24 protein-coding genes are annotated in these 26,057 nt (G+C 37.2%); 4 read left to right on the top strand and 20 right to left on the bottom strand.

Going from position 1 to position 26,057, the window contains the following annotated elements; translation table 11 throughout:
• Positions 1 to 24: 24 nt before the first annotated feature.
• Both fsa and ACFX4N_RS05180 read right to left on the bottom strand, forming a co-directional pair.
• The gene (gene fsa, locus ACFX4N_RS05175) at positions 25 to 693 is read right to left on the bottom strand and encodes a fructose-6-phosphate aldolase (RefSeq protein WP_013056558.1); all 669 of its coding nucleotides are present in this window, start codon (positions 691 to 693) and stop codon (positions 25 to 27) included.
• Positions 694 to 753: 60 nt separating this feature from the next.
• Positions 754 to 1,263 carry a hypothetical protein gene (locus ACFX4N_RS05180; RefSeq protein ID WP_029321181.1) on the bottom strand — a complete coding sequence of 170 codons (510 nt, stop codon included), beginning with the start codon at positions 1,261 to 1,263 and terminating at the stop codon, positions 754 to 756.
• Between the two features lie 492 nt (positions 1,264 to 1,755).
• Here ACFX4N_RS05180 and ACFX4N_RS05185 point away from each other — a divergent pair, with 492 nt between their 5' ends.
• Positions 1,756 to 2,052: a hypothetical protein gene (locus ACFX4N_RS05185; protein WP_013056556.1), complete on the top strand. Its 297-nt coding sequence runs from the start codon at positions 1,756 to 1,758 to the stop codon at positions 2,050 to 2,052.
• Between the two features lie 99 nt (positions 2,053 to 2,151).
• Here ACFX4N_RS05185 and ACFX4N_RS05190 read toward each other — a convergent pair whose 3' ends face one another.
• Positions 2,152 to 3,603 (bottom strand): NADP-dependent glyceraldehyde-3-phosphate dehydrogenase, encoded by a 1,452-nt coding sequence (locus ACFX4N_RS05190; RefSeq protein WP_055989435.1) that lies wholly within the window; start codon positions 3,601 to 3,603, stop codon positions 2,152 to 2,154.
• Positions 3,604 to 4,111: 508 nt separating this feature from the next.
• Between ACFX4N_RS05190 and ACFX4N_RS05195 the strand changes: the two genes are divergently transcribed.
• On the top strand, positions 4,112 to 4,252 hold the full coding sequence (locus ACFX4N_RS05195) for a hypothetical protein (RefSeq protein WP_013056554.1): 141 nt from the start codon (positions 4,112 to 4,114) through the stop codon (positions 4,250 to 4,252).
• An 842-nt stretch (positions 4,253 to 5,094) separates the two neighbouring features.
• Positions 5,095 to 5,250, top strand: a complete 156-nt coding sequence (locus ACFX4N_RS05200; RefSeq protein WP_016763750.1) for an aspartyl-phosphate phosphatase Spo0E family protein — start codon at positions 5,095 to 5,097, stop codon at positions 5,248 to 5,250.
• A 136-nt stretch (positions 5,251 to 5,386) separates the two neighbouring features.
• On the opposite strand, the gene ACFX4N_RS05205 is transcribed toward ACFX4N_RS05200, so the two are convergent.
• The 9 genes from ACFX4N_RS05205 to ACFX4N_RS05245 form a co-directional block, all read right to left on the bottom strand.
• Entirely contained in the window at positions 5,387 to 6,355 is a 969-nt protein-coding gene (locus ACFX4N_RS05205) for an extracellular catalytic domain type 1 short-chain-length polyhydroxyalkanoate depolymerase (protein WP_192100699.1), read from the bottom strand.
• 559 nt (positions 6,356 to 6,914) lie between these two features.
• Positions 6,915 to 8,261: an MFS transporter gene (locus ACFX4N_RS05210; RefSeq protein ID WP_057274831.1), complete on the bottom strand. Its 1,347-nt coding sequence runs from the start codon at positions 8,259 to 8,261 to the stop codon at positions 6,915 to 6,917.
• Positions 8,262 to 8,917: 656 nt separating this feature from the next.
• Positions 8,918 to 9,202, bottom strand: a complete 285-nt coding sequence (locus ACFX4N_RS05215) for a DUF5316 family protein (RefSeq protein ID WP_057274830.1) — start codon at positions 9,200 to 9,202, stop codon at positions 8,918 to 8,920.
• A 175-nt stretch (positions 9,203 to 9,377) separates the two neighbouring features.
• Complete coding sequence (ybaK, locus tag ACFX4N_RS05220) at positions 9,378 to 9,860, bottom strand: Cys-tRNA(Pro) deacylase (protein ID WP_013056549.1); 483 nt, start codon at positions 9,858 to 9,860, stop codon at positions 9,378 to 9,380.
• 258 nt (positions 9,861 to 10,118) lie between these two features.
• Positions 10,119 to 11,108: an ABC transporter ATP-binding protein gene (locus ACFX4N_RS05225; RefSeq protein WP_377260941.1), complete on the bottom strand. Its 990-nt coding sequence runs from the start codon at positions 11,106 to 11,108 to the stop codon at positions 10,119 to 10,121.
• Positions 11,101 to 12,099, bottom strand: a complete 999-nt coding sequence (locus ACFX4N_RS05230; RefSeq protein ID WP_057274828.1) for an ABC transporter ATP-binding protein — start codon at positions 12,097 to 12,099, stop codon at positions 11,101 to 11,103. Before ACFX4N_RS05230 ends, ACFX4N_RS05225 begins: the two co-directional genes overlap by 8 nt.
• Complete coding sequence (locus ACFX4N_RS05235; RefSeq protein WP_061859769.1) at positions 12,096 to 13,004, bottom strand: ABC transporter permease; 909 nt, start codon at positions 13,002 to 13,004, stop codon at positions 12,096 to 12,098. Before ACFX4N_RS05235 ends, ACFX4N_RS05230 begins: the two co-directional genes overlap by 4 nt.
• 9 nt (positions 13,005 to 13,013) lie before the next feature.
• Positions 13,014 to 13,967 (bottom strand): ABC transporter permease, encoded by a 954-nt coding sequence (locus tag ACFX4N_RS05240; RefSeq protein WP_029321165.1) that lies wholly within the window; start codon positions 13,965 to 13,967, stop codon positions 13,014 to 13,016.
• 59 nt (positions 13,968 to 14,026) lie between these two features.
• A complete protein-coding gene (locus ACFX4N_RS05245; protein WP_061859770.1) occupies positions 14,027 to 15,565 on the bottom strand; it encodes an ABC transporter substrate-binding protein in 1,539 nt (512 codons plus the stop codon).
• Positions 15,566 to 15,855: 290 nt separating this feature from the next.
• On the opposite strand from ACFX4N_RS05245, the gene ACFX4N_RS05250 reads away from it, so the two are divergent.
• Entirely contained in the window at positions 15,856 to 16,602 is a 747-nt protein-coding gene (locus ACFX4N_RS05250; RefSeq protein ID WP_057274825.1) for a gamma-glutamyl-gamma-aminobutyrate hydrolase family protein, read from the top strand.
• Between the two features lie 145 nt (positions 16,603 to 16,747).
• Here ACFX4N_RS05250 and ppsA read toward each other — a convergent pair whose 3' ends face one another.
• The 8 genes from ppsA to ACFX4N_RS05290 all read right to left on the bottom strand — a co-directional run bounded on the left by ppsA (position 16,748) and on the right by ACFX4N_RS05290 (position 25,895).
• Positions 16,748 to 19,354 carry a phosphoenolpyruvate synthase gene (gene ppsA, locus ACFX4N_RS05255; RefSeq protein WP_192100698.1) on the bottom strand — a complete coding sequence of 869 codons (2,607 nt, stop codon included), beginning with the start codon at positions 19,352 to 19,354 and terminating at the stop codon, positions 16,748 to 16,750.
• 979 nt (positions 19,355 to 20,333) lie between these two features.
• A complete protein-coding gene (gene hmpA / locus ACFX4N_RS05260; protein ID WP_192100697.1) occupies positions 20,334 to 21,554 on the bottom strand; it encodes an NO-inducible flavohemoprotein in 1,221 nt (406 codons plus the stop codon).
• Between the two features lie 165 nt (positions 21,555 to 21,719).
• Positions 21,720 to 22,163, bottom strand: coding sequence for a hypothetical protein (locus ACFX4N_RS05265; protein WP_057274822.1), 444 nt, complete (start codon positions 22,161 to 22,163; stop codon positions 21,720 to 21,722).
• 701 nt (positions 22,164 to 22,864) lie between these two features.
• A complete protein-coding gene (locus tag ACFX4N_RS05270; RefSeq protein ID WP_192100696.1) occupies positions 22,865 to 23,197 on the bottom strand; it encodes a hypothetical protein in 333 nt (110 codons plus the stop codon).
• A 132-nt stretch (positions 23,198 to 23,329) separates the two neighbouring features.
• Entirely contained in the window at positions 23,330 to 23,707 is a 378-nt protein-coding gene (locus ACFX4N_RS05275; RefSeq protein ID WP_192100695.1) for an SMI1/KNR4 family protein, read from the bottom strand.
• Between the two features lie 13 nt (positions 23,708 to 23,720).
• Entirely contained in the window at positions 23,721 to 24,236 is a 516-nt protein-coding gene (locus tag ACFX4N_RS05280) for an SMI1/KNR4 family protein (RefSeq protein WP_057274819.1), read from the bottom strand.
• Between the two features lie 121 nt (positions 24,237 to 24,357).
• The gene (locus ACFX4N_RS05285; RefSeq protein ID WP_192100694.1) at positions 24,358 to 24,690 is read right to left on the bottom strand and encodes a YolD-like family protein; all 333 of its coding nucleotides are present in this window, start codon (positions 24,688 to 24,690) and stop codon (positions 24,358 to 24,360) included.
• A 14-nt stretch (positions 24,691 to 24,704) separates the two neighbouring features.
• Positions 24,705 to 25,895, bottom strand: a complete 1,191-nt coding sequence (locus tag ACFX4N_RS05290) for a Y-family DNA polymerase (RefSeq protein WP_483879970.1) — start codon at positions 25,893 to 25,895, stop codon at positions 24,705 to 24,707.
• Positions 25,896 to 26,057 lie beyond the last annotated feature (162 nt).

A 26,057-nucleotide genomic window follows, 5' to 3' on the forward strand; every position in this document is an offset into this window, starting at 1 on the left:
CTTTTTTATTGATATGACTTTTTGTTAAGCTTTAACTGCTTTTTCCCAATCCGCTGCAAATTTTTCCATTCCTTGGTCAGTTAAAGGATGTTTTGCTAATTGCTCAATAACAGCGTATGGAATTGTGGCAATATGAGCTCCTGCAAGTGCTACACGCGTTACATGATCCGGATGTCTTACAGATGCCGCAATAATTTGAGAGTCGATGTTTTGAACGCGGAATAACTCAGCAATTTTAGATACCAGCTGTACTCCGTCTTCTGAAATATCATCAAGACGTCCTAAAAATGGAGAAACATACGTCGCTCCAGCACGAGCTGCTAAAAGCGCTTGGTTTACTGTAAAGATCAGGGTTACATTTGTTTTTACGCCTTTTTTAGCAAGATAACGTGTCGCTTCCAAGCCAGCTAATGTCATAGGCAGCTTAATCGTAATGTTTTTATCTCCGTCGTTAATTTTAATCAGTTCTTCAGCTTGAGCAATCATCTCTTCAGCAGAAAGTGCGTCAGGAGTTACTTCAGCGGAAACGGATTCAACTTCCGGTACCATTTGAAGAATTTCTTCGATGCGGTCTTCAAATCTTACGCCTTCTTTTGCTACTAAAGATGGATTTGTTGTCACACCAGCTAGAACACCTACTTTGTATGCTTTCTTAATATCCTCAAGGTTTGCTGTATCAATAAAAAATTTCATCTCACTATTCCTCCTTATTGTTGTCCATAAATCTGCATTTCAACGTACGAAAACTATAGCCTAGCCAATTTGCTGTAGCGCATATAGGTTTTCTATAGAAGCGTTTTCAATCTCTTTTGCAGTTAATACCTTTAATTTTTCTAAAAATTGTATAGCGTCCACTCGGTCTTCAATGTCTTCTTCTGTACGAATATTCTCCGTTTTAATCTGGTGGATACATTCGTTGATAACTTCTTTGTACGCATTCGTTTGAATAAACCATTCTGCTAACAGCGTTTTTGTTGCTTCTCTTTCTTCTTCACTTTTAACCGCAAACAAACTCTCTGTTTCCGTTTCACTGAGCATAAGGCTGCTAAAATCGTGATTCATACAAATCCAAAAATAACCTTTTTGGCTATCGTAATACTTTCCTTCCCTTAAAAGAAAATACTTGATTCCAAATTTAATTTTATGAGATTGGTTCTCTGAACTCGGCATATGAATTTCTTTTATTTCCACGCTTTCTGGTACATCCAGGTATGTCTCTAAACCGTACTTTGTATTTACTACTTTTGCATCCAATATGTCCATCCTCATTCTCCTTTTCTCAAGTTCTATTTATTTTTATAAAAAAACAGAGGCCTGATTTTATGTAATAACGAATCCAGTTTTTGTGGATGTTTTTCTTAACCAACCGACATGTTTCACTGTTTACGCTTTCATTATATATCAGATTATTCGAAAAATCATCAAAAACAATCAAATTCATTCAAAAAAAGTCATAAAATCGTAAAAAATAGTCAAAAAAGGTCATTATTCATTAAAAATAGATGTACTTTTATGTTAATTGCGTGCTTCACTGTATCTTAAGGGAATTACCTCTTCAAAAAAACCGGCTTTTATTACATACCCTCTCTGCAAAAATATACCCACTCATTTCACCGTTTTTTCACTTTAACATGCTATCCTGTAGTATAATTTTGTTTCACATGCTAATTCCCAATAATTTTTACCGTTTAAGGTTATTCGTTTTTATTAGTGGGAAAGTTACATAAATACAACACGTTATAGGGGGACTTTAACATGGATAAAAGAATTGAAACATTAAAAGAAAAGCTGCCTGATAATCATAAGGAGGTTGCTGTTCTGACCTCTCATATTTTTGATGCGCTTGATAAATTAACAACTGAGCATCGTAGATACGTTGATATTTCGGCAGCAGCCAAAATAAAGCCTAACCCGGATGAAGAGAGAGCTTTTTTTGATACCATTTATCAAGTAAAAACACTCATTATGTCAGAGCTTGAAAAAACCGTTGAGGATATCGAGCATAAAGGTGATAAAAACTGGCATAAGAACTATAAAGATGGAATCGAGTAACGATTAAATAAGATGTTTAAAAGCCTGTGCTTTGTGAAGCACAGGCTTTTTTCTATAAGTCCCTCTACTGGCTTGATTTGGAGAGCTCTTGAAATTCAATCATTGAAGATTTAATACCGTTACTTTTTCACGAGTCATGGATTCAATACTTTTACGAATGCCTTGAGCACCCATACCGGATCCTTTTACGCCGATAAAAGGAAAATGATCAGGACCGCGTTCTGTACGGCCGTTGATTTGAACGGAGCCGACTTCAATTTTGTTTGCAATTGAGAAGGCTTTATTAATATCTTTTGTAAAAACACTTGCTTGTAAGCCAAATTCTGATTCGTTTGCTATATCAACGGCTTCTTGATCAGAAGCGACGCGGATAATTGGTAACACAGGACCGAATGGTTCTTCCCATGCCACGCGCATAGTATCATTCACGTCATCTAAAAGCGTAGGATAGATAAGGTTTCCTTCACGCTTGTTTCCAGTCACAACTGTTGCACCTTTTCCTAGTGCATCTGCAATTAAAATCTGAATAAAGTCCGCTGCTTTGCTATCAATTAATGGAACGATCGTACATCCATCTTCAGGAGAACCGACTGATAGTTTATGTACTTCTTCTTTTAAAATATTTACGAGCTCGTTTGCCACTTTTTCATGCACAAGTACACGTTTAATAGCTGTACAGCGCTGACCGGAATAAGAAAATGCTCCGCTTATAATATGTTTTGCTGCTTCTTGTAAATCTGCATCTTCACATACAATACCCGGGTCTTTTCCTCCAAGTTCTAGTACAAGAGGAATCATGCCTGCCTTTTTAGCTAATTGAGTACCCGTGTTTGTTCCTCCGGTAAATGAAATCATGTTAATGCCTTTATGTTCAACTAAATAATCCCCAATAACAGATCCGCGGCCCGTTACGACGTTTACAAGACCTTGTGGAATACCTGCTTGATGAAGAGCTTCAATCATCTTAATACCGCTGATCGCTCCTTGCGTTGCGGGTTTGAAGATAACTGCATTTCCTGAAATAAGCGCAGGCGCCAGTTTAGCAGCTGCTAAATTTACCGGATAATTAAAAGGAGGAATTGCGAGTACAACCCCTAAAGGCACGCGTTCAACAATGGCAACTTTAGACTTAGAACCGCCAGGAAAACTATCTCCCTTCATGCTTTCTCCGTTCATATGAAGGGCTTCTTCAACTGTATAGCGAATGAAATCTGCTGTGCGCACTACTTCATTCCTTGCATCTTTTAAGCTTTTTCCAACTTCCTTCATAATAATTTCGGCAATTTCACTCTGCATTTTTACCAGCTCATCCGCCCAGTTGTATAAATATTTGGCACGTTCTTGCAGAGAAATTTCTGCCCACCCTTTCTGAGCTTTTTGCGCGGCATGTACTGCTTCATCGACCTCTTCTTTTGTGATAGCCTGCACTTTTCCAATCACGTCATGACGGTATGGAGAAACAATGTCGATTGTCTGCCCTGATTTGCTTTCTTTCCACTCACCGTTAAGATAAAAAGAATAAGTTGATACATTTAATACCGTTGTTGTCATAAAAAGTCCCCCTTAATAAAAGTGAAATTATTATCAAAATTTTCAGTCTTTTTCACGAATGAAAACTCTGTGAATATCTGAGCAAAAAGAATTCTAGATGCATCCATTTCTATAACTTTTTATATCGCTTGTAACTTCCTTAAACTTGTTGCCTTTAAAGCAGCAGCTTTTCTCTTTTCGACTCAAAACCAAAGCATCATATAATTTAATGAATATTTTGTATTTTTAATATATATAAATTTCTTTCATTCGTACAATACAAAAAAGTTATCTCAACGATTAATAATTTTAATGATTTATATCCCCCATACGAAAAAAATTTATGGCTTCCTACTTTTTTAGGGAAAATGGGATAAGCTCCCTTGATTATATTTATTTTGAGGGAGATATTGAGGAGATGCACTACTCTTTTTGTTCTATGTGTTGAGAAAATAAAATAAGGGTATATAATAAATATAGGAAAATGAAGATAAAAGTAGAATATATATTCTAAAGGGAGGGATTTATTGTGATTGTTACTTTAGGTTTTGCGGCATCAATTATTGCTTTGTTTATGCTTTTTACTAACCGGACGTCCAATATCCCGGAAGAAATAATCCATGAAACAACAAATGTTAATAAAGATGAGCAGTATATGTATTATATATAAAGCGTCTTAACAGACGCTTTTTTGTTGCGCTTTTTACAAAGTCTATAGCGGTTAGAAACAGCCCTCACTTATCATTTATCTTTATTTGTCAGTGCCTGATAGCCATAAATAGTTAAGCAGAAACTAATAAACGAAAAAAAGATATGTTTTGGCTTAAAGTTGACTAACTTAAATAAGTTCAATTTTTGATACAAGTAACTTAGCGGAAAAGCAAATAGTGAATCCATAAGTAAATTAACGAAAAAAAATCTTTTAAAGCTGCCAAACGTAAAATGAAAGATCCACAGTGTCCCTACCAAAAAGGGTCCAAAAATAAAACTACTATCGTTTAAAATTTTTCCTTTCCACCCTCCTTTTACACTCCACCACTTGTAAGGAATAGCTAATGAGCACATTCCAATTACTAAAGATGAGGCAAAAAGAGAAGCGGGAAAATAGGTTCTCATTGATTTTTTGGCATAAAAACAAGGGAAATCCACGGAAGAAACAATTGAAGAATTCTGATGACATTGGGCATATTAGTAAATTCTCCTTTCTTATGTTAACATGCCTAAATGTAATCGGATTATGCCTATATCCAAAAAACAGGATAAGCTCTGTTGGTCTGTGAGTTATTTACAACCGGGGAACAATCACAATTAAGATAGAGCACAGCTTCCAGCAAAACGTTTAAGAGCTAATTCTTTTTAAATGAAAATATCTGAATTCAAAATACGACAGACTTCGACACTATCTATTTGTTACTATATTTTTTAGGTTCTATTTTTAGATTGGAACCATTTTTACATAAATAATTCAACAATTTAAGCCTTTAAAATGACGTGGCAAGTGGAGGAAACTTAATGTGTTTCAAATGTAGACTACTGCTGATAAAGATAGAATTTATACGAAAAATGATGATGATGATTGCTCTAGAAGAAGGGTTTACAAGTAGTAATACGATTAAAATCAGTCAGGATCTAGATGTATTGTTAAATCGGTTTGAAGCTACTTGTTAAAAAATGTTCGTTGATAACAGAAAAAGGATCTTTCGATAAGATCCTTTTTTGCTGTTGGTAGACAATTATTTGTTTCAAAAAAAATGAAAGCTAATGTTATTTAGTAGTACATCTTGATCGCTCGTTCATACTCTATTCAATCATTCTGTGCTTCAAAAAAGTCCCACATCATTTTTGAAGCATTAGGACCTTTTGAATCAGTATCTGATCCATTGTCATTTCCTCCTGACCATGCATGCACCATATCCTCTACCATAATTTTTTTCATCCAGATTTTATTTTCTGCATCTATGTAGTCAGACATTATGTAGCTATAATGATTTCCGTTGTCTTGTGACGTATAAAAAGCAGCATTTTCATGTAAGTTTATACCGAAATTCTTATAGGTATGAATCCACTGCTGAATTAATGTAGACGCATTAATTGGATTGACTGTTGTATCTGATTGACCATGAAACGTAATGATGGGAACAGGCCGTGCATAAGGTCCCATTTTTTTATAAGCTTCATCACCGTCAAGTTCAGGATTTAAAGAGCCGTATAGCATGACTTCTCCAGCTGTGATGAGGTCTACAGCATACGCATTACTGCCTGCTGAATGAATGCCTACCGCTTTAAATACATCGGGATAAGCAATAGCCATCACATTTGCCATAAAGCCTCCAGCTGACATGCCAGCAAGGTATATATTAGTAGAATCAATCGCATATTTAGCGGTTATGTGATCAATCATATCTTTTATTATGTCTGGCTCTCCATTACCACGAAACTGGTTATACTCATAAAACCAATTCCAGCACCCGTTGGAATTAGCAAAGTAATTCATTTGAGGATAGAGAACAATAAAGCCTTTTTCTTCCGCTAGCTTATTCATCTCCGTACCTGCAGCAAAATCATCTGCATCTTGTTGACATCCATGAAGCATAACGATTAATGGTACTTTACTTAACCCAGTATATGTACTTGGAACATACACCTTGTAGGTAAAATAATCATCATAATTATACTTTTTCCAAATAGGTTGAAAGAACACGCTCTGTAATTCTATTAAAAACGTAGAAGCAGTTAAAACCGGGTTCGTAAAAAAGGAATATAAAGTATTCACGGAGTTTACCCTCTCTCTATTTCTGATGTATATACTCTTTATTTCGTTATATCACAAAATAATCCTTTTATTATGTATCTCATCTTTCTTATATGTCTTCCATTATTTTTTTCTTCACTCTTTAGTGGTGCAAATTCATAGAGTAAGTTACGCTCTGCGCTGGATAACAACTTTAGTTAATTTTATTAAACTTAATATAACGACTATCCAATCGGGGAAATTTTAAAGGGAGTGTTCAAAATGCCGAAAGTAAAGCCTGGTTTTAAACATTACTGGAATGAGATCATTCAAGCCCTTATTACCACCAAATAATAGACAAAAATCCTACTACAGAAAAAAGTTGTGCAGCACGGATAGGTTAGTAAGGCTAGCCCTTTACCATAGCGATAAAACAGTGGGTCTTATCGAAGAAGGCACGCGTGAGTTTAGCTTAAAAGAACCTATCTTTCCATATTCTGAACCGACTACAAAATAATTGTCTTTTAAGAGAATAAAAAAAGGCTGGCTATAGAAAGCCAGTCCTTTTTGTGTTATCGAACGCTTATTGGTTTAAACAAAATTAAAAACTTACATTATTTGGCGGGATGCTGTCGTCTTTGTCATCTGTTTTCAACTCGGACTCTATGTATGAATCTTTAGAGGATTCTCCCATACGCCAATAAACAAGAAAGCTGATGGCGATACATCCTGCTACATAGAAAAAGAAAAGTGATTCATGGCCGATACTTTTCAGCCATAGGGCGATAAATTCTGCAGTGCCTCCAAATATGGCAACTGTAAGTCCATACGGTAACCCAACACCAAGAGCTCGAATTTCTGTTGGGAAAAGCTCGGCTTTTACAATAGCGTTAATCGATGTATAACCTGTTACAATGATAAGTCCAATTGTCATTAATAAAAAAGCCATGACTGGGTTATGTGCTTGTTTCATAAAAAGAAAAAGCGGTACTGTCAGTAATGTTCCTAAAATACCAAAGCTCATTAACAGAGGTCTGCGTCCAATTTTATCAGATAGCATACCTGCTATTGGCTGAATAACAACAAATACAAGCAGCGCACAGAAGTTAATCCAGCTTACGACTCCTTTATCTAGCCCTACACTGTTTACCATAAATTTTTGCAAATACGTCGTATACGTATAAAAAGCGACTGTTCCTCCTAGTGTTAAGCCAATAACGGTCAACACTGCTTTAGGATGCTTCATAAGTGCTTTAATAGTTCCTGCATTTTCACGGCTTTCAGAGTCCATTTTAGAAAATTGCTCTGACTCATCCATTGTACGGCGCAGCCATAAAACGCTTAGCGCTCCGATTGCTCCAATTACAAAAGGAATACGCCAGCCCCATGAAATCATATCTGCTTCACTAAGAACGTTTTGCAGAATAATTTGAACACCTAATGCCACTAGCTGACCAGCAACAAGCGTCACATACTGAAAGCTTGAATAAAACCCTCTTCGCCCGCTGCTTGCCATTTCAGAAAGATAAGTTGCAGACGTTCCGTATTCTCCTCCTAAGGAGATTCCTTGCAGCAAACGCGCTAGTACTAGAATAATAGGAGATAATAACCCTATCGTGCCATAGCTAGGAGTACAGGCGATAATAAAAGAACCGCTCGCCATAATGGTAATAGATAAGGTAAGCGCAGCCCGACGACCATATCGATCCGCATAGCGCCCCATTAATAAACTTCCGATTGGACGCATTAAGAAACCGACGGCAAAGATTGCCGCTGTGTTAAGCAGCTGACTTGTTGAATCACCTTCCGGGAAGAATTGCGATGAAAAATAGACGGCAAAAGCAGAGTAAACGTACCAATCGTACCATTCAATTAAGTTCCCAACAGATCCTTTAAAAATATTACTTGTAACACGCCTGTTGTTTGCAGCTTCACTGGTATGAGCCATGAGTGATCCCTCTTTTCTTTGAGTGTTTAATGTTGGTTCTCCTATAACATGAAGTAGTAAGTAATTTACCAGCAAATCTTTTTAAACAGCTAGACTGTATTGCTTTCTATAAAACCTGTTCAACCAATTACTTATATAATGAGAGCGCTTAAAAAAGGTTGGATAATTCATTTCAATATCATCTATAGATAACAAAATAAGCGGTTTTAAAAGCGGCTGCTGTCTATTACATATGTAGTGTTAATCCTCCCTTCTATTTATATATTGTACTATTGATTTATTAGAAAATATAATATTTTCTAATTATTTATACAGAAATTTTACAAAGTTCGGTTTTCTAATTTATATGACAAACAGAAAAAAAGCCATGTTCTTTAAGTAAGAACATGGTTAAGAAAATACTCTTTTCAACTTGTGAGTGTAAGCTGCTTACATTTACACAATATGTAGAATAAACATAACTTGTACTAAGCTCTAACCTAAATTTAAGATAATTATCGAATTTTAATCTTATCCCCTATTATATATACAGCCATAGATGCTCTATAATTTTGTTGCATCGGCGACCTTAATTTGACTCATTTGATTTTAAATTCACACAAAAAGCGTTCTATCCCGAGATATTTTTCACCTAAGCTTGTTGTTTGGAAACCAAACTATATAAAATAATGAATGAGAAGAAATACCCCGAGAACTGGAGTGGCAGCTAACATAAGGTTTATAGAATTTGTAATTCTCCACTTCTTGTCTGTTTTTGATTCTGTGGCTAGATTAGCTCTCATTCGATCACCGCTTACAGCTGCTCCAGATATAATAATAGCTAGCGCTACTAGTATAATGAACGCTACAAAAAATACTGTTTCTGAATTTACGTTAGCTATTGTACATGCTACTAAAAGAATAAAAGATAAAATGAACCCTCCAATAATTGATTTAATCATTTTTGCTTTCCTCCTAGTCCTTTTATAAAGCTTCTAAACATTAACTATATAATATCATTTTTTCTATATTTTTACTTTTATTTTGTTGTTTTAACAGATAAAAAGACAGTAATTAAGGGAACTAAAAAAGCGAAACGCTCATGTCGGAGTGCGTTTCGCTCAAGGGAACTACATTTCAACTATCTTTTGTGATGTCTGCTAAACCTATGCGAATTACTTTTGATAAGTCACTTAACGTTAACTGTATTTGGTGACCTACACGCCCGCCTGAAAAGTAAATCGTTTCACAGTTTTCTGCTGTAGAGTCAATGAAGGTTTCGAACTGCTTTTTCATTCCGATAGGAGAACACCCGCCGTGAACATATCCTGTAAGAGGTAACAGTTCTTTTTGAGGAATCATTTCCAAAGACTTTTCACCAGCTGCTTTTGCCGCTTTCTTTAAGTCAAGCTCCTTTTCAACCGGTACCATGAAGACGTAATGTTCTTTTGATTTCCCTACGGTCACCAGTGTCTTGAAGACTTTAGCAAGATCCTCTCCGAGCGAAGTAGCTACCTGTACCCCACTCAGATTTTTAGTTTCATAAGAATAATAATTGTACTCAATTTTTTTCTGATCTAAAATTCGCATGACATTCGTTTTATCTGCTTTTTTACCCATAATTATCACCGATACTATCATAACACGTTTTGTTTTCATATCTCCATATATTAGGATAGGTAGGTTAGTAAGGATTATTCATATCTTTTATATAAAAATGAATCTAATATGCTGAATAATGACTTTTCTCAACCCATTGAACCCGCTTTTTTCACAGAAAAAAAGCCACTAGAGGTACTAGTGACTTTTTCATTTTTATTTATTCAATTATGCTGCTGCATTACTACGTTGCTTTCTATATCTCTACAGCTTCTCAAATTAATTATAAAGATGACATTTTACTTTATGCTGGCTGTCAATCACTGTATCTTCAGGTGTTTCTTTCATGCAGCGGTCAAATGCGAACGGGCATCTTTTATGAAACGCACAGCCTGAAGGCGGATTAAGAGGAGAAGGAATTTCACCTTTAACCTCAATTTTTTCGCGTTTTTCATGTTCGTGAATTGCCGGGACAGATGATAAAAGAAGTTTTGTGTAAGGATGACGAGGATTTGAAAAAATCTCATCTGTTGGCCCTTCTTCTACTAATCTTCCTAAATACATCACACCAACGCGGTCTGCAATATGTCTTACGACGCTTAAATCGTGGGAGATAAAAAGATATGAAAGCTTCATTTCTCTTTGCAAACTGCGCAGCAGGTTTAAGATTTGTGCTTGAATGGATACGTCCAGCGCTGAAACCGGCTCATCACAAATGATAAGCTTGGGGTTTAAAATCAATGAACGCGTAATGCCTATGCGCTGGCGCTGACCGCCTGAAAATTCGTGCGGATAGCGGTTGTAATCTTCTTCGTTAAATCCGAGCTTTTTTAATAACTCAATGACAAGCTGCTTTCGTTCGCTTTTTGCGCCTACATTATGAATTGTTAATGTTTCTTGAATGGAAGCACCAATCTTTTTCCTTGGATTAAGGGAAGTATGCGGATCTTGGAAAATCATTTGTAAATCTTTACGAATTGTTCGTAAGCGTGATGCTTTAGATTCGAAAATACTTTCTCCATTAAACTGTGCTTCTCCGCCTGTTGGTTCTACTAATTTTAAAAGCGTGCGCCCCGCTGTACTTTTCCCGCAGCCAGATTCACCTACTAATCCATACGTTTCGCCTTCATAAATATCAAAGGATAAATCTTGAACTGCTTTGATTTGGCCTTTTGCTTTCCCAAAAGCAGAACGAACCGGGTAATATTTTTGCAGGTTGCGAACTTCAAGCAAGGGCTTGGCGCTTTGCTGCTTTGCTTCACTAGACATACGCAACCTCTCCTTCTTGAATTTTTTCATAGTGCCAGCATCGAACGCGATGTGTATCATCGGCATGCTCTAAAACAGGTACTTCTTTATGGCATTTTTCCGTTGCAAATGGGCATCTTGGTGCAAAACGACAGCCGTCTGGCACGTTTGAAAGCGGCGGAACCGTTCCGGGAATGGACGAAAGCTCTTGTGTTCTGTCGCCATCTAAGTGAGGAACCGACTTAATTAAGCCCATTGTATAAGGATGAAGCGGCTTTGAAAACAGCGTTTTAACGTCCGTTTCTTCCATCACTTGTCCTAGATACATCACGGCTACTTTTGTACAAATATTAGCCACAACGCCTAAATCATGGGTGATGAACAGCACGCCCATGTTGAGCTTGTCTTTTAAATTCATCATAAGATCAAGGATTTGCGCTTGAATGGTTACGTCTAAAGCCGTTGTTGGCTCGTCGGCAATCAGAAGCTTTGGCTCACAGGCTAAAGCCATTGCAATCATAATTCTCTGCCTCATTCCTCCAGAAATTTCATGCGGATACTCTTTTGCCCGCTGTTCTGGAGAAGAAATGCCAGTCAGTCTCAAAAGCTCTACAACTTTCTTTTGCGCTTCTTTTTTAGAGACTTTTTGATGCAGACGAATGACTTCAGCAATTTGTTTTCCAATGGGCATAACAGGATTTAAGGACGACATTGGATCTTGGAAAATCATTGAGATTTCGTTTCCTCTTAGCTTTTGAATTTGCTTTGAAGACATGTCTAATAAGTTTTTTCCTTCAAACAAAATCTTGCCATCGTAGCTTGTTAGGTCTTCATCTAATAGCTGAAGAATAGATTCGGATGTTACGCTTTTTCCAGATCCTGATTCACCGACAATCCCTAATACTTCTCCTTTATTTAATTGAAGAGATACATTGTCAACAGCCGTTACTTCTCCGCCATAGGTTGTAAAAGTTACTTGTAAGTCTTCTAATTTTAAAAGGGCGTTACTCAACGTTTTTTCCTCCTTTTCTTCAGCATTACGTTTTTCGGATTTAACCAGTCGCGCAGACCGTCACCAAATAAATTAAGGCCAAGTACAATTAAAATGATGAATACACCAGGAAACACGGTCATCCACCACGCGTTGTAAATCGCAAGCTTTCCGTCATACAGCATATTTCCTAAGCTTGGTGTCGGCGCAGGAATCCCAGCTCCTAAAAAGCTTAGCGAAGCCTCTGTTAAAATCGTCACGGCAAACACGTATGTTACTTGAACGATTAAAGGCGATAAGACGTTTGGCGCCATATGAAAACAAATGATTCGAAGTGAGCTTGCACCTTGAGCTTTTAATGCTTCAATAAAGGTTTTTTCTTTTACAACAAGTGCAGCTGAACGAACAATTCTCGCGATTGAAGGAATAAATACAAGGCTCAGTGCGATAATAACGTTGCTTGTTTTCGGTCCTAAAGCAGCCATGATGGCAATTGCTAGTAAAATAGATGGAAAAGCAAACAAGCCGTCACAAATTCTCATTAAAATATAATCAAGAATTTTATAATAAGAAGATAAAAGTCCAACGATTAAACCAAGTACAGTAGCAATAATCGTTACTGCGGCTCCAATCATTAATGATATTCTGACGCCGTACATTGTCCGGCTAAATACATCTCGTCCAAAGTTATCCGTTCCAAACCAGTGCGTGCTTGACGGCGGTGCTAATCGATTTGCAGGGTCGATTTGTAAGCTGCCAAAAGGAGAAATGAGCGGAGCAAAAACAGCAATCAAAATCGATAATAAAATAAGTATCGCTCCTCTTACTAACAAACGGTTTGAGAAAAAGCGCGCTACCGCTGGGTTTCTTTTTTTCTTTGCAGTTACTGAAATGGTCTCTGTATTTTGTTGTGCGTTCACATTCATCACCCTCCTTTAATCATGATAAGAATTGCGTACACGCGGATCGATCACGGCATACAGCAAATCAACAACTAAATTGATGACCACATAAGCAACCGTAATTAAAAGTACGGCTCCTTGAATAAGCGCGTAATCTCGGCGTTCAATTGATGAAACAATCAGCTGACCTAGCCCTGGAATGTTAAATAATGATTCTGTTACCGCCGCTCCGGTCACAAGCCCCGCAAATGATTCTCCGATAACTGTTAAAATCGGTAAAAAACTCACGCGCAGCGTATGCTTAAGCATAATTGTGCGTTCATTTAATCCTTTTGCTTTTGCCGTTTTAACAAAGTTCTCAGAAATGGTATCGAGCAAAGATGAACGCGTCATACGCGTAATTAATGCAGCTTGAATCGCTCCAAGTGTAATCGTTGGTAAAACTAAGTACTTTAAATACTCAAATAATCCAGCATTTAACGGAACGTATCCTGAAACAGGAAAAATTCGAAGCTGTACCGCAAAAAGCAAAATAAGGAATGAACCGAGAAGAAAGCTAGGAATGGAAATACCTAAAAGGCTGGCTCCCATAATGCTTTCATCACGAATCGTTCCTTTATGTTTAGCTGCATATATACCAAATAGTAAAGCAAAGGCCACACCAAAAATTTGCGCGAGTATAGCTAGAGAAACCGTAGGACCTACATTATCCCAAATTGCCCCGAGCACAGGTTTATTTAAAAAGTAGGAATAGCCAAAATCTCCGTGAAAAATGTTAGATAGCCAGATAAAGTATTGACTTACCACAGGCTCATCCAATCCCATTTCTTTGCTCAGCGCTGCAATTTGTTCCGGACTTGCGCCTTGTCCTAAAATGATTGCTGCGGGACTCCCAGGCGTTAAGCGCGTAATTAAGAACACAACAATAGATACAATGAATAAAACAGGAATTAGTGCAAAAAGTCTCTTAAGTGTATAAGCTCCCATCGTAAACTCCTTTCTAAAACAGAGAGCATAAGCTCCCTGTTTATTAGAATAATAAGATATTATTTTGTTAGACTCATATTGTAGAAAATTGGACCTAAATTATACTCATAGCCTTTTGCATTGTTAGAAACGGCATTGATGTTCACTTTATGACCAATAAGCGTAAACGGAAGCTCGTCCCATACGTATTGCTGAATTGCATCAATGTCACCGCGAGCTTCTTTAACAGAAGGAGCAGCTTTAATTTTGTTTAAGTAGTCCATTGATTTTTCAACTGATGTACCTTTTGTAGTCCAGAATCCTTGGAAGATGGTAGAACGAGCATTCCAGTCAACAGGATAGATGTCCCATTGGCTTGTATCACTCATTTTATCGCTGAATGTCGCCCAGTCGTATACTTCTAATTTTACATTCATACCAATGTCTTTTAACTCTTGTTGAACCACAACAGCTGTATTGTATTGATCTTGGTAATCACGAGACGCCATTAAGCGAATTTCTTCTCCGTTATAACCAGATTTCTTCAAATATTCTTTTGCTTTTTTCTTATCATGCTGGTTATATTCTTCTTTTCCAGCTGTACTGTAGTAATTTGGATACTCTTTGTTCACAATGGATGAAGAAAGCTTGTAATAATCCGAGCTTCCGTAAGAACTGTCTAAGATATCTTTTGAGTTAAGAGCTGCGTTAACTGCTTTTCGTGCATTGATGTCTTTAAAGACGCCTTTATCTGCGTTGTAGAAAAGTCCCATAAATCCGCCTGGTGATGTTTCTACTTTTGCATTTTGGCTGCCTTCAACTTGTTTGGCATTATCGCTCGATACAGATAGCGCAACGTCAAATTGTCCGGTTGTAATACCAGAAATCCTAGTTGACTCATCGCTTACGAAACTAATCTTAATTTCATCGACGTGAGGAGTTTTCTTAACTTCGCGGCCTTTCGAAGAATAATCTTTAAATTTCTCTAATAAAAGATATTGATTTTTCTTCCATTCTTTTACTTTATATGGACCTGTTCCTATGTAGTCTTTGATCCCTTCATCAGATGCATTGTCAACCACTTCTTTTGGTAAAATAGCTGCTGCGGGGATTGGATCAGCTAATAAAGATAGCGTGTTAACGTTTGGTGATGGTAAATGAAGCTCCACCGTATCATCATTGGTTTTTGTCATTTCAGCACCAGAGAAGTTTGTTTTCCCAAGGGATGATAGCTTAATCCAGCGGTTAATAGAAGCGACAACGTCATCTGCAGTCATTTCTTTACCGTTATGAAATTTAACCCCTTTTCTTAAATGGAACGTGTATGTTTTTTTATCATCGCTAATATCTACTTTAGACGCTAAGTCAGGCTTAGGATTTCCTTTGTCGTCTAAAATCATCAACCCTTCATAGATACTGCGCGTTGCGTCTTTCACGTCGGAGTCCCCAGTGATTTGAGCATCCAGCGTTGCTGGCTCACTTTGAGACGCGACGTTTAGCGTTCCGCCTTCTTTTCCTTCTTTTTCACTTGAAGTATTTTTACTTGCGTTACCACTGCACCCTGCTACCATGAGGACAATGGTTAAAAGAGAAATGAAAAGTAAATAAGTCCTTTTCACTAAAATCACTCCTATTTCCTTGTATAAAATTTTAATCCGACTATAATAAGAAGAATAGTAGGAATGTGAACAATTGTAGCACTACCTTCTACCTTTGGCAATTAGTATTTTTAACATACAGAGGCTATCATACCATTTTCTATTAAATAAATATGGTATATATGTATAATAGTTGAACAAAAGAACCATTTATTTCTTATAAAGCAAGAGATTGAACACACTTTATCAACGCAGGAAAAAGAAAAAACATCTCAAGAAATGGTAATTTAACAAAAAAGGAGAAAACAACAGTGGGATTTTTAATTGGTATATCAGGAAGCATTATTGTGGATCAAGGAGGACGCTTTCCAGGCTATAAGCGAGCGTATGTGAATAACGACTATATCGAATCAACAGCGCTCAGCGGCGGAGTTCCTTTTATCTTGCCAGTGCTAAAAGACGAAGAAATGATTAAAGCGCAGGCAGAAAGTATAGACGGGTTGATTTTATCAGGTGGACAAGACGTTAATCCCCTTTTATACGGAGAAGAACCGACAACCAAAACGGGTTCACCTTTTTTAGCACGAGATCAGTCTGAACAGCTATTGTTAAAGCATGTGATTAATCAAGGAAAGCCGGTATTAGCAATTTGCCGCGGCTTACAAATTTTAAACGTTGCTTACGGAGGCACTCTTTATCAAGACATGTCAGACATTAAAGAGTCATTTATCAAACATGATCAATACAACAATACAAGCGACCCTTCTCATTCCATCATGATTAAAGACGGAACACAGCTACATAGTCTTTATGGTAATCAAGCTCTTATTAATTCATTTCACCACCAAGCTATTAAAGACGTAGCGCCAGGTTTTGAAGTTTCTGCATGGGCAAAAGATGGAGTCATTGAAGCCATTGAAAAACGAGGAGAACAATTTGTAGTCGGCGTCCAGTGGCATCCAGAAATGATGGCAAAAGAACATACTTCAATGCTAAACTTGTTTAAACTGTTTATGGAGCATGTGCAGCAGTCGGCTGTAAAAAAAGTCAGCATTTGACGTTTTAATCTACTGCGTCACCAATACAAAAAGGCAGGCCGTTATAATGGCCTGCCTTTTTGCATTACCTGAAGATACGCATAGAAATCTACACAAATTTTCATCTATTAATAAAGAAGAAAAACAGCGCAAGCATCTTTAGCTTTTACAACATTTCAATATACCCTTCTGTTCCATGTACGCGAATTCGCTGTCCGTCTTTTATCAGCCGAGTAGCATTCTCTACTCCGACAACCGCTGGCAATCCGTATTCACGTGCAATGACTGCTCCATGAGTCATCAGTCCGCCAACTTCCGTAACAAGCCCCTTTATCCCTACAAATAACGGGGTCCAGCTGGGGTCAGTAAAGGAAGTGACTAATATATCTCCCTCTGATAGATTAGCATTTTCCATGTTTAAAATGACGCGCGCTCGCCCTTCTATCACTCCTGAAGAAACCGGTAAACCTACAATTGCTTGGGACGGAAGATTTTCTCGTTTGTACGCACCTGTAACAATTTCGCCATGAGACGTGATGACACGCGGAGGTGTTAGCTTTGTGTATAATCGGTATTCTTCTTTTCGCTTGGTGATGATTTGATCATTCACTTTATGTGTGTACACGACTTCTTGAAGTTCGTCAAACGTCAGATAGTATATATCTTCTGTTTCAGAAATAACATCGGCTTTTACAAGCTGAGCGGCTTCTTTCAGCAGAGCCTGCTTATAAACAAAATAACGATTAATCATCCCGTATTTGGGATATTCACGATAACCGATAAAATTTCGGATGAGATTAATCTTTTCTTTTGTTTCTTTTGCTTTTTGTTCACCATCCGGCAATTGCTTCAAGCGGTTTAGTAGCTCTTGCTCTTTTTTCAAGGCTTCCTGCAGGCCTTTTTCAAATTTTTGCTTGCTAGCGTTAGCCTCAAAGTTTTTAATATTACCAAGAATCACGGGGATAAGTGAAGCCGGCTTTTCGCTCCAGCGAGTTTTCGTAATATCGATTTCGCCGGGGCATCGCATTCCGTATTTGCTCAGATAATCATAGATAGCGTCTTGAGTTTTCTCTCCGCCTTCAAACTTAACCAGTTTCTCCAAAAAGTTATCATCTTTTCCATGTTTTAAATAATGAATTACTTCTGGATAAGGACGAATCACATCTGCGACATCCAATAGCGCCAGACCCATTTCTGAAGTAATATTGTTTGGTACAGATTGAGAAAGCATGTCTGCTGCGTTTTTTTCACCTAGCCACGTCTCCATTTTTTCATTGATCCATGATGAAGCATCCATAGCGGCCATAAACACAGCTGAACTTTGTGGGTCAAATAAAATCTTCTTTAATGTCCCGATATCTTCTGAAATAAAATCGACTAATTCCGACCCTGATTTCGTTTGGATGGTTTGCTTTAGCTCTTCTATTGATGCTTGATTCTTCTTGATCAAGTCAGAAACGATGGTCGAGTCGTTTTCGATTTGTGCCTTAGGCTTCGTAGGCGGCACGCTTTTATTGCTTTTACCGGAACTTTGATCATTTGGTAAAGGTTTTATAAAGTCTCCTCGCTCTATTATGCTTGTAAGTGCATCTTTCATGAGCGGATCATGTTGTGCCATGGCACCTAACATCATTTTTCTGCTGTCAGGTGAAGCTAGCATAGGGGTGACATCAACAAACAGCCTTCCACCGGCTGTACGCATCGGTGCATTAGTCGTTAACAGAAAAAAAGACAATCCCAGTGGTTTCATGGCATCGGTCATCATTTGTTGATGTCCAACAGATACATAAACGCGATTTTCCTGATCATGTGCTTCAGGAATTGGATATAAAGTAGTAATTGGACGACTTTGGACAATGTAAAATGTATCATCAGCCAAGCACCATTCAATATCTTGAGGACAATCAAAATAAGCTTCAAGCTGTCTTCCAACGCGTTCTAGCTGTAAAATTTGAAAGTCAGTGAGCGCTTGCGTTTTTTGCAGATCGAAATGAACTTCCTTCGTTTCTGTTCCGCCTTCTTTTAATCCGTAGATAGCTACCTTTTTAGCTGCTATTTTTTTATCGCCGATTTCTCCTTCTTGTACTTTATAGCAATCGGCAGAGACCAAACCTGACACTAGCGCTTCTCCAAGTCCAAATCCCGCATCGATTGATAACAGCTTTCGGTTAGAAGTAATTGGGTCAGCGGTAAATAAAATACCTGAAGCCTGTGGAAAAACCATTCGTTGAACAATAACCGATACGTGCACTTGACTATGGTCAAATCCATTTTTAATACGGTAGGTTACCGCGCGATTTGTAAACAGGGAAGCCCAGCATTTGCTAATGTGCTCAAGGATGGCTTCTTTGCCTCTGATGTTTAAATAGGTGTCATGCTGACCAGCAAAAGAAGCATGTGGCAGATCTTCAGCAGTCGCACTTGAACGAATTGCATAAGCATGCTCTTCCCCAAACTGAGAGAGAGAATGAATAACTGCTTTTACAACGTCAGAAGGAATTTTTATTTCCAGAATGATTTGGCGAATTTTTTCGCTAATTTCACCAATTTGATCTCGGTCATCAGCTTTTAGCATTGTCAGCTGGTTCAGTAACGCTTGAAACGTTTCATTGTGTTCAAGGGCTTTTTGATACCCGGCCGCTGTCACACAAAATCCGTCCGGCACTTGTATTCCTTGAATTTTTGATAACGCCCCTAAATTCAAGGCTTTTCCTCCAACAAGTGAAAGCTGTGTATCTTTTATTTCTTGACAGCTAAGAACTAAAGAGTTCATTCAACATCTCTCCTAACCGGTAATGTTTTATTGATTTTACCAGCAGTAAATGAGAATAAACAGTCTATATTGACGTTTTTTTATGTGATATAATTAAAGTAGGAAGAGAAATACATGCCTTTTTGTTTGCGGTTACATATTTAAAAGTTGTATAACTAACTTATCTAATTGATTCGTATCCTTTTTAAAGCAGGTAAGTACACGTTTGAAGTATTTGTTGATCTTCCTCATTTAGCACTTTCTTTTTAGCGGATAAAATTTCAGCAACTCTCCTCATTTTAACCCTTCTTTCATTTGGTCACCTGAAGAGTCTAGCTCATTAGATGACTAACTCTCTTTTTTTGAACTATTCCGAAACCATAGTATTACGAATGTATCTCTTTGCTCGTTTTCTAGCAAGTGTATAAATAATTACCTGCAGAACAAGCGCCGCAAGGCTTATCAGTACTACTTGTTCGACAGAATTAAAGGGCGAAAAATATTTCTCCCATTTAGAATCAGGAAGCCTTAATGCGTTATAAAAATATGAAGTACTAAAAGAAATTATATTTCCTAAAATAAGTGATAAATCCGCTCTAATAAGCCCACTTAGATAAGACAGTGCTACTGTAACTATGGCCATGATTATATAGTTTACCTTTGAATCATCCTCAAAATCTTTTCACATAGATAAATAAACGTATGGAATGCAATAAATGGTAAAAATTATAAAAGGAAGTATTCTTCTCATATAGTAATCTCTCCAATATTTGGGATTCGACATAGTTTTCTATTATTATAAATTACCGAAGAGAATTTTTTCCAGTTTTTTGTACGCAGAGAGTGTAGAAATACTTATATGTATCATGATCGTTTTTAGAATCATTCCTTAAGGCAAAGTAAAAAAGCACGCTTATGAGTGCTTTTTTACAGCATATTTATTTAAACAGGACGTGTGTTTTAATCGAACATTTTCTGTTTACTGGTAACAATTACTTCTTTATTTTTCTCCTAAAATGGCTACAGGGCTAAACACCTCGTAATGAATACGTTCGTTTGGTATATCCCATCTACGTAATGCTTTAAGAATAGCTTCCATAAACGGAATCGATCCACAGAAATAAAAGACAGCTTCTTTTGAAGGAACAACGGATTGTAACAATTCTAAATCAATATAACCCTCTTTATCAAAATCAGTGCCAAGTCGATCCCCTTCATTAGGCGAACTATAACAGATGAAGGAGGTAACATTTTCGTTATTTCTATTTAGTTGAGCCACATGTTCTTTAAAAGCATGCGTTTTACCATTAATACTTGCATGAAGAAAGGTAACCTTACATGTAGGTTGTTTTTCTACAATGGTATTCAGCATACTAAGCAAAGGTGTAATACCTATACCTCCACTAATTAGCACAACGGGAAGTTCACTGTGATCAAGTACAAAATCTCCAGCAGGAGCTGAGAACTTAAGAGTATCTCCTGTCTGAACTTGTTTATGTAAATAGTTTGACACGATTCCTGCTGGCGCACCGTCATGCGCATCTTCTCGTTTTACACTGATTCGATAATAATCCTTTCCAGGGGCTTCAGAAAGACTATAGTGACGAATATGCGTGTATTTCTCTCCCGGAACATTTGCTGCTAATGTAAGGTATTGTCCTGCTTTATAAGAGGCAATTCCTTTCTCATTTTTAGCTTTTAAATAAAAAGATGTTACATTATCACTTTCTTCTACCTTCTTATCTATATAAAAGCTTTGATATCCTTCCCAGCCTCCAGGTTGACTCTCTGTCTCTTCGTAGAGAGCTTCTTCTAGCTCAATAAAAGCATTGGCAATATATCCGTATGCTTGTCCCCATGCTTCAATAATCTCATCTGAAGCTGTATCTCCTAAAACATCCTTTACTGCTTGAAGTAAGGTTTCACCAACGACTGGATATTGTTCTGCCTTTACCCCTATCGCACGATGTTTTTGTGAAATCCTTTCAATTACAGGTTTAATGGCTTCTAAGTTTGTAATATGTTCCCCAGCAGCATACACGGCATAGCCTAATGCTTCCTGCTGAATTCCTCTTTTTTGATTTGTTTGATTGAACATATTATATAAATCTGGCGCTTTTTCAAATAACAATTCATAAAATCTCTTTCCTATTTGTTTACTATGTTCTTTCAAAACTGGTACTGTTGATTGGACAATTTCAATCGTTTTAGAATCAAGCATATAACATCCACCTTTTAAGAATTTTTCATATGTATTAATCTTTTTCAATACTACAATTTAGTATGGATAAATTTGGATTGTCCTATACGGGAATGAAAATACTAACTCTAGTTACCGTAATGAATAGGTTCTTTAAGAAACAAATTTATTAGATTTGACATTACTTTAATTTGGCTTTTCAACAAGTACCCAAGGAACTTCTATCTCAAAATCAAGTTGAAGTACGGGTCTGGTAAATCCGCCAGGGACAAATTCTAAATCGTTGGAAAAGCCAATATGTAGGTTATTGCTTATTTCAATTGCACCATCTGAATTTATAATTTCAAGAGGTGTTTTGTTAGATACCTTACCTACCATATGATAGCAGCCAATATAGAAGTATAGTCCATTTTCTTGAGGATCAAAATGTGATAAGTGATTACATTGAGAAGGATTAATACCTAGTCGGTTAAAAAACTGAAGCTCTATCTCTGATCGTGACTTCATAGCTTCATAAAAGTTTAGACAATATAGACAATCGCACAAATCCCACTTTTTCAAATACTGTTTTTTTGTTTCTTCAACATCAATTTCTAAAATCCAATCATTAATTTTTATAGTTTGATACAAACTCTTCACTTCCCGTACTTAGGCTATTTAGCAGTTACCTTCAGTTGCAGAATTCTTTAGCTTAATTTATAAGCTGATTAGAAAGATATACGGGCAATTATAACGAATCAGCGAAAGCATCTAATAAGTCTTCACCTTTAGTTTCTGAATAGCTTTTAATACATCTTCTCTATTCTTAGCAAACTTCATCCACTTTGGCAGTCGACTCTCGACACTTAAATAATAGGGATGTGATTCCCTGAGTTCAGCTTCTATATAGCTTTCGATATAATTTAAATGTTCCAGGTTTAATGTCCATAAGGTGTTTCCACTACATTCAATTTGTAAATAGAGCGGAAGTTGAAAATACCAGTCGCAGGGATTTCCAATTAAAATTACTTCATAATCAGCTTTAGGTTCATACGATACTCTTGCTTGTCCGTAACCGTTTGCTTTTATAACTTTGTCTTTTGTGGTTCCGCAAGTAGTACAAACAAACCTTCTTCTGACGTTAGCGACGTAGGGACTCGAATCATCTAAAGCTATGACTTTTGCACAAGAGGCGCAATGTGGACAAACGACTAGAAATTCATATCCTAACCCTATAAGTGTTTTATTTTTATTTAGAAATGTTTTTTTAAAGACGTTTTCTCCCTTGAATTTATTAATTCATATTATCGAAGCGATGGAACTACAACATTGATTTCAGTTTTAATTTTACATTAATCGCCAGAGGCAAATACTAATTTATTTAGCTTTAGTGCCTCTAAGCAAAGGCCCTTTAATGCTTCAGCAAATGTTTTCGTCTTCAGATCTATCTCCGTTGGTTGTCTACAGATAGTCTGTAATGCTTCACATACCTTGATTAATTGATTTATTTCTTGTACAGAAAACAACTTGTCACCATATTGATCTAATCCTGTCAATAATTCAAACGAATCTCTGAATTCTCTTGTTAACAGGTAGTCGTGTACTCTTCCCTCAAATTTTACACATTTAGTAGAAAAAGCTGCTTCTTTCTTATTATCAGCAATACAGAAATCGATTCCTACCATCAGTCCCTTCCTTCCTCTACATTCTTTCTAAGTTTAATAGGTACTAAAAAAGAGGACAGCTAGGTATATACTAAACTACTATCTGTCCTCTTCTGGCCGTACTTTTATCCAAATCTTTTAACGTAGCAATAATTAGGTAACATCTTCTACAAACTCTTTTAGAGAATCATACATTTCTAAAGCGTCCCATTCCCCCATTCCGTGTCTAGCTGTGAAAACTGGGTAATCTACATTCGCTATATCAATAAAGAGCGGGTCACCGCCTATTTCTTCATCATAACCTATAACAAACCAGTTTTCTTGCCAATCTCCTTCTTGATTTCCTATAAGGGAATTTGCTTCTAAATCTTCTCTGTAGCCTAATTGTCCATCTAAAAACTCGCTTTTAAGGTAGATATAATAAGGAGTAGAAAGAGTTTCTCCCACTTCATCTTCAAATTCTACTTTCACTGACGTACCTGGAAGTTCTTTAAGAATTTTATAGATTTTCTCTATATCAGGTTTTATCATTTGCTTCTCCTCTTTAATGATCTGTATGACTTATCGTGGCTGTTACCCATTCTTCTAAGCTGTCTGCTATTACTTCACGCTGTTCCCAATCGTGCCAAAAGGTGATAATTTGGCCGACTTTTCCTCCTTCATCAGGATCCAAGTCTATACAAATATCATCTCCTCCCCCATTCGTGGCAATCGAAATCCAACGTGGATTCCACCAAAATTCTTTTTTTACTGGCCCGATAGGTTCAATTTCTGGGAAATCTTCAAATTCTCCTCCGTCTAAAAGCTCTTTTAATGTTTGCCACGTATACAGAATCTCCTCTAAAGGTAATAGAGTATAATTTTCAATAACCGCTATGTATTCATCACGCTGTCCATTATGTATCATTAACCATTCTTTAAGGTTTTGAGGGAAGGTTAGTCCCATCTTTTGTTCAACCGCTGCAATTTCTGATTCAGCAGCAGCTTCATTAAGCGTTCCTACTGCTTCTGGTCGATTTGTCTTCAACCACTGTTCAAACTCATTCCAAACCTGCTTCATATTAGGAGCCTCCTTATATAACGTCATTAAATGAATCTATGGAAAATGATTAGATACTTTTTAAACTTATACTAATTATGTATGGAAATCTTATGTAAATAAACTGTTTTATTATTTTCTACTACATGAAACGAACATCAATTAGCTCACTTAACCTCATTTTGTTCGTTTGCTTACATCCTTCATCTATAAATACAAATAAACCTCCAAGGGAATCTACAAATTGAATAACTCCTGTTTCCGTTATACATTGCCCGTGGTTGTAATACGTAAGGTATACTTTTTTATGTGTATGAAGAGCTTCAATCAAGGTAAAATTAATTTGTTCCATTTGATCTTCTGTTAAAAAAGGTTGAGGTATTTCTGATTGCTTTTTTATAACTTCTTGTAATCCTCTGTATTGCTCTGGCATAGTGGCGAATGGTCGCCATTTTTTCATTCCTCTGTTTTGCATATCATCTTCCTCCTTTATGCTTTATGACCTCCTAAAAGGCCGTTTCGATAACGAGCTGTTGAATGCTCGAGATGGCTTGAAGCTCGCAAAACACTATTCTTCCCATAACGCATCCGTATTTCATCAATCGTTTTAGCAAGTGCATAGGCTCTTTCGCGCTGGTCAATATCTTCAAATAAACTCATTTGCTCCTCTTCTTGAATAAGGGTGTTCGATAATGAAATCCCAATAGAACGAATTGGCATTCCGCTATCAAACGTATGTAAAATCGTTAAACAATAAGGGAAAATATCTTGACTTAAATTCGAAGCTCTTCCCATTTTCTTTTGCCTTGAGAAGCCCCCACCTGTTTGTTTGCTATATCCAATGGATAAATGGATAGTTTGTGCCACGACTTGATGCATACGTAAACAAAAGCACACATCGTCTAACAGCTCTAATAGCAGCAATTCCACTTCTTTTCGATTTGTATAGTCTTGAAACAGAATTTGACTCTTCCCGAATGATCTAGAGCTCGGAATATACACGTTAGAAATGCGACTAAAATCAATTCCGTTTGCATGTTGGTGGAGTTCTTCTCCCAAGATGCCAAACTCTTTTTGTAACATCTCTTTTGAAGAAAGAGCGAGTTCTTTGATGGAGTGAACGCCCAAACGATTTAAGCGCCTTTCCGTAGCGGATGAGATTCCCCAGAAATCCTTCATTGGGTGAATCGACCATAATTTAAAAGGAATATCTTCGTATCGCCAATAAGCTACCCCTGTTGGGCTATTCTTGGCCTCATGATCTAAGCTCACCTTAGCCAGTAAGAGATTCGGACCTATGCCTGCAGTAGCTGTCAGCCGTGTTTTACGATAAATCTCGTTGATGATTTTATGGGCTAATTCTTCTGGTGTGCGAGCGAATAAATGCAAAGAAGCTGTGGCATCAATAAACAACTCATCAATGCTATACGCATGAAAATCCTCAGGAGCCACATACTGTAATACTAAACTAGAAACATAGTTCGAAGCCTTGACATACCTTTCCATGGATGGGTTTACGACGTGGATATCTTTCCTTCTAGGAATGTCGAAAAGACGGCTGCCTGTTTTGATTCCTTCTTTCTTTAATAAGGGTGTGGCAGCTAACACAACTGATCCCGACCGCTTTGTATCTCCTACAACTGCCAACTTTGTTTTTAATGGATCTAGCCTACGTATCACGCATGAAACAGAAGATAACGATAGGTAGCCTACTAAGTGTAAAATCTGGTATGATTCCATTCTCTTTTGGGCTTTCCCCCGTTCCACACCGTGCGTGAGACTTTCACCTCACACGGCGCTCCAGCAATTCCTAAGTTTGATTTCTACTAAGTCATAAACACT

The organism is Priestia sp. YIM B13551 (genome assembly GCF_042787905.1).
In the GTDB taxonomy this organism is placed as follows: Bacteria; Bacillota; Bacilli; order Bacillales; family Bacillaceae_H; genus Priestia.

What these genes read in the sequence shown, in the direction of transcription:
- ACFX4N_RS05190 (WP_055989435.1), bottom strand. Translation starts at nt 3,603, where the DNA reads ATGACAACAACGGTATTAAATGTATCAACTTATTCTTTTTATCTTAAC.
- ACFX4N_RS05215 (WP_057274830.1), bottom strand. Translation starts at nt 9,202, where the DNA reads ATGATTAAATCAATTATTGGAGGGTTCATTTTATCTTTTATTCTTTTA.
- ACFX4N_RS05185 (WP_013056556.1), top strand. Translation starts at nt 1,756, where the DNA reads ATGGATAAAAGAATTGAAACATTAAAAGAAAAGCTGCCTGATAATCAT.
- ACFX4N_RS05180 (WP_029321181.1), bottom strand. Translation starts at nt 1,263, where the DNA reads ATGGACATATTGGATGCAAAAGTAGTAAATACAAAGTACGGTTTAGAG.
- ACFX4N_RS05285 (WP_192100694.1), bottom strand. Translation starts at nt 24,690, where the DNA reads ATGCAAAACAGAGGAATGAAAAAATGGCGACCATTCGCCACTATGCCA.
- hmpA (WP_192100697.1), bottom strand. Translation starts at nt 21,554, where the DNA reads ATGCTTGATTCTAAAACGATTGAAATTGTCCAATCAACAGTACCAGTT.
- ACFX4N_RS05275 (WP_192100695.1), bottom strand. Translation starts at nt 23,707, where the DNA reads ATGATAAAACCTGATATAGAGAAAATCTATAAAATTCTTAAAGAACTT.
- ACFX4N_RS05200 (WP_016763750.1), top strand. Translation starts at nt 5,095, where the DNA reads ATGTGTTTCAAATGTAGACTACTGCTGATAAAGATAGAATTTATACGA.
- ybaK (WP_013056549.1), bottom strand. Translation starts at nt 9,860, where the DNA reads ATGGGTAAAAAAGCAGATAAAACGAATGTCATGCGAATTTTAGATCAG.
- ACFX4N_RS05240 (WP_029321165.1), bottom strand. Translation starts at nt 13,967, where the DNA reads ATGGGAGCTTATACACTTAAGAGACTTTTTGCACTAATTCCTGTTTTA.
- ACFX4N_RS05270 (WP_192100696.1), bottom strand. Translation starts at nt 23,197, where the DNA reads ATGGTAGGAATCGATTTCTGTATTGCTGATAATAAGAAAGAAGCAGCT.
- ACFX4N_RS05235 (WP_061859769.1), bottom strand. Translation starts at nt 13,004, where the DNA reads ATGAATGTGAACGCACAACAAAATACAGAGACCATTTCAGTAACTGCA.
- ACFX4N_RS05280 (WP_057274819.1), bottom strand. Translation starts at nt 24,236, where the DNA reads ATGAAGCAGGTTTGGAATGAGTTTGAACAGTGGTTGAAGACAAATCGA.
- ppsA (WP_192100698.1), bottom strand. Translation starts at nt 19,354, where the DNA reads ATGAACTCTTTAGTTCTTAGCTGTCAAGAAATAAAAGATACACAGCTT.
- ACFX4N_RS05225 (WP_377260941.1), bottom strand. Translation starts at nt 11,108, where the DNA reads ATGTCTAGTGAAGCAAAGCAGCAAAGCGCCAAGCCCTTGCTTGAAGTT.
- fsa (WP_013056558.1), bottom strand. Translation starts at nt 693, where the DNA reads ATGAAATTTTTTATTGATACAGCAAACCTTGAGGATATTAAGAAAGCA.
- ACFX4N_RS05210 (WP_057274831.1), bottom strand. Translation starts at nt 8,261, where the DNA reads ATGGCTCATACCAGTGAAGCTGCAAACAACAGGCGTGTTACAAGTAAT.